Genomic DNA, 8,223 nt, shown 5'->3' with positions numbered 1-8,223 from the left:
CGGCTCCCCGTCCCGATTCCCCCGTCCCAACTCTCCCCTTCCGACTTGCCACGCGCCCGGCCGAGGTGTGCGCTGGAAGACGGGGCGGAGAGTACGGAGAGAGGAGTGCTCCCATGGCTCACGCGTCACCCGTGTCACCCGCGCCAGGAACGCCCGGGGCGACCAAGGCGGTCGAGCAGGGCGCCCCGCGCGCGCCGGAGACCCCCGACGTCTTCAGCGAGCGCACCCACGCCGTCGCGCACTGGGCGCTGCCCGCGGCGCTCGCACTGATCTACGGCTACTGGGCCGCCGCCATCGACCGCGGCGCCCTGCCCGACGTCGGGGCCGCCGCCGGGGCCATCACCGGCTGGAACCTCCTCTTCGGCTTCGTGACCGCGTTCGTGTTCATGGCGCTCTACACCGCGGTCCGCGCGGTCGCGCCCCGGCTGCGTCGCGAGTCGCGCGCCCTGGCGTGGGCCGCCTTCACGGGCATCGCCTTCGGCTTCATCTACAGCCAGAGCGACGCGTCCGTACTGCGCTCCACGGTCATGGCGCTGCTGGTCGCGGCACCCGTGTTCGCGGTGGCCTTCTACCGCTACTACACGCACGAGGACGCGGAGGGCCACTGGGTGGGCTGACGACCGCAACACGACCGAAACAGCCCGCCGGAACAGCCCGGCCGAAACAGCCCGGCAGGGCACAGCGCCGGGCGCCGGGGAGGCTCCGTTCGGTTGTCATATCTACCCATATGCAGTCACCCCCGGTCCCCCCGCTCGCGCGCCGCACATCCAGGACCTTGCCTGGTGATGTGTCCCGACGTGTCCGGAGCGCCCTGTCAGCCGTGCTGATCGCGCTCGCCTGCCTGCTGTCGCCGCCCGGCGTTCTCGCGGCATGGGCGACGTACGAGATCGGCGACCCGGCCCGGTACGAGGCGGTGACGGCACCGCTGGCCGTCGACCCGGCCGTACGGGACATGATCGCGGAAGCGGTCACGGCCGGGATCATGCGGGAGATCCACGTGGGGCCACCGCTCCAGGGGCCGGTACGGGCGTTCACGAACGACGCCGTACGGTCCTTCACGCAGACCGACGCGTACCTCGCGGCGTGGGACGAGGCCAACCGGGCCACCCACGAGGCGGTGCTGCGGGCGCTGCGCGGCGGCGGCGAGGGGCCCGTGACGCTGGACGTCGCACCCGTCACCGAGCGGGTGAAGCAGCGCCTCACGCACGACCACGTGCCGTTCGCGCATCACATCCCGGTCGAGCACACCGAGGTCACCGTCCTGTCGTCCGAGACCCTGGAACGGCTCCGTAAGGGGTATCGCGTGCTCGAACTCTCCTCGTTCTGGCTGCCCTCCCTCGCCGTCGCCCTGGCCGTGACGGGAGTCCTCGTCGCCGCCTGCCGCCGCCGCGCGGTGTTCGCGACCGGGCTCGGTACGGCGCTGGGGGGCAGCCTGCTGGGGATCGCCGTGGCCGTGGGCCGCCGGCTGACGCTCGCCGGCCTGCCGCCCGGCCTGTCGCGCGCGGCGGCGGGCGCCGTCTACGACACCCTGACGGCCACCCTGCGGACGGCGACCTGGCTACTGGTGGTCGTGGGCGTCGCAGCGGCCCTCGGGGCCTGGCTCATGGGCTTTCACGGGCAACGTCGGCGAGCACCCGCAGAGCCGCAGCCAGCTCTCGCTCCGGAGCAGACGCGAGCCCAAGCCTGACGCAGTCCGCGGCCCCTGCCACGGGAACCCCGGCCCCCGCGGGAGCCCCGGACACCACAGGCGCGACGGCGAACGCCGGCCCCGGCGTGACCGCGATCCCCCGCTCCGCCGCCGCGGCCGTGAACGTGTCCGCCCGCCACGGCGCCGGAAGCTCCCACCACGCGTAGTACGCCCGCGGATCGGCCCGCACCGCGAACCCCGCCAGGTGTTCGGCGACGAGCCGCTGCCGTATCGCCGCGTCCGCCCGCTTCGCCGCGACCAGGCGCTCCACCGTGCCGTCGGAGATCCACCGCACCGCCGCCTCCAGGGCGAAGCGGCCCGCGGTCCAGCCGCCGGAGCGCAGGGCGGTGGCGGCGGGCTCGACGCTGCCCCCGGGGACGGCGAGGAAACCGGCGGTCAGTCCTGGCGCCACCCTCTTGGAGAGCCCGTCGACCACATGGACGCGCTCGGGGGCGTACGCGGCCAGGGGATCGGTGTCGGGGCGCAGGAAGGACCAGATCCGGTCCTCGACGACGGGCAGGTCCAGCTCCCGTACCACCGAGGCGAGTTCGGACCTCCGCCCCGCCCTGATGGTCACCGACGTGGGGTTGTGCAGCGTCGGCTGGACGTACACCGCGGACAGCGCAGCAGCCCGGTGCGCCGTCGCCACCGCGTCCGGCCGGAGGCCGTCCTCGTCCGTCGCCAGCGGCACCAGCGTCACCCCGAGTCGGCCCGCGATCTCCTTGACCAGCGGATACGTCAGGGACTCCACACCGACGCGACCTCCCGGACGTACCAGCGTGGCCAGGGCTCCCGCGATGGCCTGGCGGGCGTTGCCGGCGAAGAGCAGCCGCTCCGGGGCGGGGCGCCAGCCCGGGGTGGCCAGCAGCCCGGCGACGGCCTCGCGCGCGTCGGCCGTGCCCGACGCGGGCGCCGTACGCGTGGCCCGCTCCAGCACGTCGGGCCGGAGGAGGAGCGCGAGCCCGGCCGCGAGCAGCTCCGACTGGCCGGGGGCGGACGGGTAGTTGAGCTCCAGGTTCACGGTCGCCGTGCCGGTGGGCTCCGCCAGCGCCCGCCCCGAGGGCACCGGCGCGGCCCGTACGAACGTCCCGCGCCCGACCTCGCCCACCACCAGCCCGCGCCGCACCAGCTCCCCGTACACGCGCCCCGCCGTCGACGCGGCGATACCCCGCCGCCGGGCGAACACCCGCTGCGGGGGCAGCCGTTCACCGGCCCGGAGCCGCCCGGAGGCGATGTCGTCGGCGATGCGATCGGCGATCCGCCGGTAGTCCTGCAAGGCGCCCCCTCAGCTCTCCATCCTCACATTGCACCGAGAGCAAAGATCTTATTGCACCGAGTAGTCATGCGGACCTAGGGTCGAGGACATGGCACCCTTCCTCGCATACGAGGACAAAGGGGGCGACGACCTCGCGTCGTCCGGCTCCTCCGCGTCCACGGCGCTGCCCCTGGTCCTGATCCACGGCCACCCCTTCGACCGCACGATGTGGGACCCGCAGCTCGCCGCCTTCTCCGCCACCCGCCGCGTGATCGCACCCGACCTGCGCGGGTACGGCGCGTCCCCGGTGGTCCCCGGCGTCACCCCACTGTCCGTCTTCGCGGAGGACATCGCGGCGCTGCTGGACGAGCTCGGCGTCCGGGAGTTCGTCCTCGCCGGGCTCTCCATGGGCGGCCAGATCGCCATGGAGTGCTGCCGGCGGTTCCCCGGGCGCGTCCGCGGTCTGGTCCTCGCCGACACCTTCCCGGCCGCCGAGACACCCGCCGGGAAGAAGGCCCGCGCCGACATGGCCGACCGGCTGCTGCACGAGGGCATGCGCGGATACGCCGACGAGGTGCTGTACAGGATGGTGGCTCCGTACGCCGACGCCGAGGTGGCGGCCCATGTGCACCGCATGATGACGGCCACGGCCCCCGAGGGCGCGGCCGCCGCCCTGCGCGGCCGCGCGGAACGCCCCGACTACCGCGACCTGCTCACGACCCTCACGGTCCCGGCGCTGGTCCTGGTGGGCGAGGACGACGAGTACACCCCGGTCGAGGACGCGGAAGCGATGCACGCGGCCCTCCCGGACGCCACACTCCACGTCATCCCGCGCGCGGCCCACCTGCCGAACCTGGAACGCCCGGCCGAGTTCAACAGGGTGCTCGGGGAGTTCCTGGAGCGGGTGGACGGCTGAGCTCGCTCCGTACGGCCGCTGCGGCTGTTTCCCTGGCGAAGCCCCCACCCACCCGGCTACGTTCGCCCGTCATGCGCACCCAGCCGACGACAACCCTGTGGCGTCCGACCGGCCCGGAGGAGCTCGCCCTCGTCGAGGCCTCCGGCTGGACCGCCTGGCCACCTCGCCTGCCGGAGCAGCCGATCTTCTACCCGGTCCTCAACGAGGACTACGCCGTGCGCATCGCCCGCGACTGGAACGTCCCCGCCTCCGGCTCCGGTTACGTGACCCGCTTCGAGATCGACACGGAGTTCGTCTCCCGGTACCCCGTCCGCCAGGCCGGCGGCGAGACCATCCTGGAGCTCTGGGTCCCGGCGGAGGAGCTGGAGGAGTTCAACGCGCACATCGTGGGCCGTATCGAGGTCGTCCGGGAGTTCCACGCCGCTCCGGAGTCCTGAGCCGAGTCCTGAGCCGAGACCTGGGACCACGGCCGTCGGGCGTGTTGCGTGCGTCGCGTCCGTTGCGTGCGTCGCGCGCGTTGCGTACGGCACACCCCGCAACCATCCCCCCACGGACCCCGTCTATGAGGGAGGATTCGGGCACCCTTTCGGGCACCCGGTGAGCACGTGAGACCGGGGACGTGGACACGGTGGCGGCTGAGCGGACGATGATGGAGGACGAGCGGGCATCCGGGCGGGCGACCCCGTGGTTCGCGGGGCTGCTGCTTCTCGGGGTCAGCGCGGTCCTCGGCTGCCGGGTGGCGGACTCCGACGGAGTCACCCCCGTGACCCAGATGCTCGCCTTCCTGCCGTGGCTCCTCGCGCCCACCGGCCTCGCGCTGCTCCTCTCCCTGCTCGCCCGCTGGCGGACCGGGCTGGTGTGGGGCGTCGTCGTGCTCGGCGGTCTCGCCTGGTTCATCGAGCCGTACGGCAAGACCGACGAGCCGAGCGGGCCGCCGGTCGCCGAACTCCGGGTGATGACGTCGAACGTGCAGGTCGGACAGGGCACCGACGCGCTCGTCGCCGCCGTACGCCGCCACAAGCCCGACATCGTGTTCGTCCAGGAGTGCGAGCAGACCTGCTCCGCGGCCCTCCGGGACGCCTTCGAGGGCGAGGCCTACCCGTACCGCCAGGCCGTCGAGGGGTACGGCACCGACGGTTCCGTGATCCTCAGCCGCCATCCGCTCACCAAGGCCGAGGGAGTCCCCGGCACCATGGGCATGCCCGGCGCCACGGCCGACGTGGAGGGCAACCGGGTACGGCTCCAGCTCGCGCACCCCATGCCGCCTCTGCCGGGCGGGCTGGGCACCTGGCGCCGTGAGCTGGGGCGCCTGCGCGCGTACGCCGCGGCCGGCAAGGACACGCCCACGATCCTCGCCGGGGACTTCAACGCCTCCCAGGACCACGCCGCCTTCCGCCGCATCCTCGACACCGGCCTGCGCGACGGCGCCCGGCTCGCCGGGAACGCCCGTACGCCCACGTGGCCCGCCCGGACGACCCCGGCGTTCGGCGCACAGATCGACCATGTGCTGGTGTCCCGGGACTTCGCGGCCCGCCGCGCCCGGTTCCTCGACCTCTCCGGCACCGACCACCGCACCCTGCTCGTGGACCTCACGCTTCACCAGGGGAGCTGAGCGGCGGGTTCGAGCGGCAACGCGGCCCGCCGGTCAACGGGCGTACGGCGCTGAATCGTTACTCCTTCCCCGCAGGAGTGACGCGACGCAGATCCCCGGACCAGTTGGGGCAGTGATCAGCCTTGTCGGTCATCCCACCGACAATTTCTGATGAAAAGGGGAAAACCATGCGGCGTGCCGCAACCGTCCTGCTCGGAACCCTCGCGATCGCCGGCGCCCTGTCCGTGCCCGCCCACGCGGTGCCGGACCCCACGGCGACCCTCACCTGCGTCACCGGAACCCCCGCGGATGTCGCGGGCCTCGTCGACCCCGCCAGCCCCGCTGTTCCCACCGAGGTCCCCCTGACGCACTGCGTGGCTCCCTGAGCCATACGTCCGACACATCCGGCATGTCTGGTACATCCGGCACATCCGGTAAAAGGGGAACGCGGGCCGCCCTGCACAGCGGGGCGGCCCGCACTCGTAACCCGGGCCCTGGGCCCCGGGGCCCAGGATCCCTCCCGGGCCCGTTGTGCGACCGGTCAGACGCCGATGTCGCCGCCGTCCGCGCGCCACACCGCGACCACGGCCGGGCGGACGTACCTGCCGGGACCGTCGGGCCAGGTGCTCTTCGGGTTCTCCACGGAGGCACCGTCGATCTCGCCCGGGTGCTGTACGGCGACGAGGACGCGGCGGTCCTGGATGATCGGACCGCAGGTCTCGGCACCGCTCGGCACGGTCAGGAACTGCTTGAGCTCACCGCGCCGCTCACCCCGGGTGGCCACGCCGAACAGGCCGTCGTGCGAGCCGAGCTGGGCACCGTCGGTGGAGATCCACAGGTTGCCGTACGGGTCGAAGGCGACGTTGTCCGGGCAGGAGATCGGGCTGACGCCGTCCTTGGGGAAGCCCGCGAAGTAGGTGGCCGGGTCGTCCGGGTCGCCCGCGACGAGGAACAGCGACCAGGCGAACTTCGTGCTCTCGGGCCGGTTCCAGCGCTCGGTGAGCTCCAGCACGTGCCCGTGCTTGTTGGCGTTGCGCGGGTTGGCCTCGTCCGCCTTGGCGTTCGTACCGACACCGCGGTTGCTGTTGTTCGTCAGGGCGACATAGACCTTGCCGGTGACCGGGCTGGGCTCGATGTCCTCGGGCCGGTCCATCTTCGTTGCGCCCACCTTGTCACCGGCGAGCCGCGTGAAGACGAAGACCTCCTGGGCCGTCATGCCCTCCACGTGCGAGGTGGCGCCCTTCGCGGTGGCGGTGGCCAGCGGAATCCACTCACCGCTGCCGTCGAACTCGCCGTCGGACGGCAGCTTGCCCGTGCCGTCGATCTCGATCGCCGGGGAGTCGCCGGTCAGCTTGGCGACGTACAGCGTGCCCTCGTCGAGGAGGGAGAGGTTGTGCTCGCGCACGGCGCGCGAGGTGCCCTTCCGCATCCGCTTGCTGCTGACGAACTTGTAGAAGTAGTCAAAGCGCTCGTCGTCACCGGAGTAGACGACGGGACGGCCGTCCGCCGTGAGCCGGACGGTCGCGGCCTCGTGCTTGAAACGGCCGAGCGCGGTGTGCTTGCGGGGCGTGGACTCCGGGTCGTACGGGTCGAACTCGACGACGTACCCGAAGCGGTGCACCTCGTTCGGCTCCTGGGCGACGTCGAACCGCTTGTCGAACCGCTCCCACTTGCGCTCGCTGGCGCCCGTGCCGATCCCGTACCGCTTGTCGGTCGCCCGGCTGCTGTTGGCGAAGTACTGGTTGAAGTTCTCCTCGCCGTGGAGCGTGGTGCCCCAGGGGGTCGTACCGCCCGAGCAGTTGTTGAGGGTGCCCAGCGCCTTCGTACCGGTCGGGTCGGCGGAGGTCTTCACCAGATCCGACCCGGCGACGGGCCCGGTGAGCCGGAACTCGGTGGTGGCGGTGACACGGCGGTTGAGCGGGTGCCGGGGTACGGCGGTGAGCCTGCCCGTGCGCCTGTCGCCCTCGACGACGACCGCGGACAGACCGTGGGCGGCCCAGGCGACCTCGACCTGCTCACGGGTGGGGTTGGCCGCGTCGTACCCGCGGAACATCAGCACTTCGTCGGTGTACTCGTGATTGGCGACGAGAAGCTGACGGCCACGCTCACCGGGCAGCGGGAGGAGAGACAGGAAGTCGCAGTTGTACCCGAACTGCCCGGCCTGCGCCTTCGCCGTCTGCTTCTCCGGGTCGAAGGCGGGGGCGCCGCGCAGGATGGGCTCGCCCCAGCGGATGACGATGTTCTGCTGGTACCCGTCCGGTATCACCACGGCGTCGGTGGTGTTGGGGGTGACGGGGGTGAAGCGGAGGCCGCGGGCGCCCTTGCGGTGCTTCCCGGAGGCCACGTCCCTCGCGGGGCCGGCGGCTCGGGTCTCCGCGCCGGCGGGCACGGCGGTGGCGGCACCGGCCGCGGTGGCCACGGTGACGACGGCGGCGGCGCGCACCATCGACCGGCGGCTCAGCGCGCCGGCGATCACATCCCCGACGTACTCGTTGGTGCTGGTGTTCGGCACCTCGTGGAAACAGGCGTCACCGCACCGGAACCGGCAGGTCATGGCAGACCGCCCGCCGGGATGCGACGCGTTCGCCCCGTTCACTCCGACCATTGGCAGCAGTTTGCGCACTTTGCTCTCCCCAGATGGGCCTTGGTATGAGCGTGACGGTAGGGGTGCGCGCGCTCCAGAACGCGGCCACAGAGTGAACACCGAGTGAACCTGGGGAAGTTGAGGCGGTGTTGACAGCGGGGCCCGGTCACGGTTAAACCCACTCCCCGCC

The 8,223-nt window shown here is 72.5% G+C and carries 8 protein-coding genes; 6 read left to right on the top strand and 2 right to left on the bottom strand.

Features of this window, described 5'->3' with window-relative positions; all coding sequences use genetic code 11:
* Positions 1-113: 113 nt before the first annotated feature.
* Positions 114-617: a hypothetical protein gene (locus tag FNH04_RS13400; protein ID WP_152783772.1), complete on the top strand. Its 504-nt coding sequence runs from the start codon at positions 114-116 to the stop codon at positions 615-617.
* Positions 618-787: 170 nt separating this feature from the next.
* Positions 788-1,687, top strand: a complete 900-nt coding sequence (locus tag FNH04_RS13395; RefSeq protein WP_322723003.1) for a hypothetical protein — start codon at positions 788-790, stop codon at positions 1,685-1,687.
* On the opposite strand, the gene FNH04_RS13390 is transcribed toward FNH04_RS13395, so the two are convergent.
* On the bottom strand, positions 1,602-2,963 hold the full coding sequence (locus tag FNH04_RS13390) for an aminotransferase-like domain-containing protein (RefSeq protein ID WP_152783768.1): 1,362 nt from the start codon (positions 2,961-2,963) through the stop codon (positions 1,602-1,604). The genes FNH04_RS13395 and FNH04_RS13390 overlap by 86 nt on opposite strands.
* An 88-nt stretch (positions 2,964-3,051) precedes the next feature.
* Here FNH04_RS13390 and FNH04_RS13385 point away from each other — a divergent pair, with 88 nt between their 5' ends.
* From FNH04_RS13385 to FNH04_RS13370, 4 genes are all read left to right on the top strand, one after another.
* Positions 3,052-3,858, top strand: a complete 807-nt coding sequence (locus tag FNH04_RS13385) for an alpha/beta fold hydrolase (protein ID WP_152783765.1) — start codon at positions 3,052-3,054, stop codon at positions 3,856-3,858.
* Positions 3,859-3,929: 71 nt separating this feature from the next.
* Entirely contained in the window at positions 3,930-4,295 is a 366-nt protein-coding gene (locus FNH04_RS13380) for an ADP-ribosylation/crystallin J1 (protein WP_152783763.1), read from the top strand.
* Positions 4,296-4,477: 182 nt separating this feature from the next.
* Positions 4,478-5,470 (top strand): endonuclease/exonuclease/phosphatase family protein, encoded by a 993-nt coding sequence (locus FNH04_RS13375; protein WP_386575577.1) that lies wholly within the window; start codon positions 4,478-4,480, stop codon positions 5,468-5,470.
* A 167-nt stretch (positions 5,471-5,637) separates the two neighbouring features.
* Positions 5,638-5,835 (top strand): hypothetical protein, encoded by a 198-nt coding sequence (locus tag FNH04_RS13370; RefSeq protein WP_152783761.1) that lies wholly within the window; start codon positions 5,638-5,640, stop codon positions 5,833-5,835.
* Between the two features lie 155 nt (positions 5,836-5,990).
* Here the strand turns inward: FNH04_RS13370 and FNH04_RS13365 are convergent, their stop codons facing one another.
* Complete coding sequence (locus tag FNH04_RS13365; protein WP_322723002.1) at positions 5,991-8,072, bottom strand: PhoX family protein; 2,082 nt, start codon at positions 8,070-8,072, stop codon at positions 5,991-5,993.
* Between the last annotated feature and the right edge of the window lie 151 nt (positions 8,073-8,223).

This window comes from Streptomyces phyllanthi (assembly GCF_009377205.1).
Classification (GTDB): domain Bacteria; phylum Actinomycetota; class Actinomycetes; order Streptomycetales; family Streptomycetaceae; genus Streptomyces; species Streptomyces phyllanthi.
Note: the sequence above shows the minus strand (reverse complement) of the source record. Positions and strands in the feature narration are given on the sequence as shown.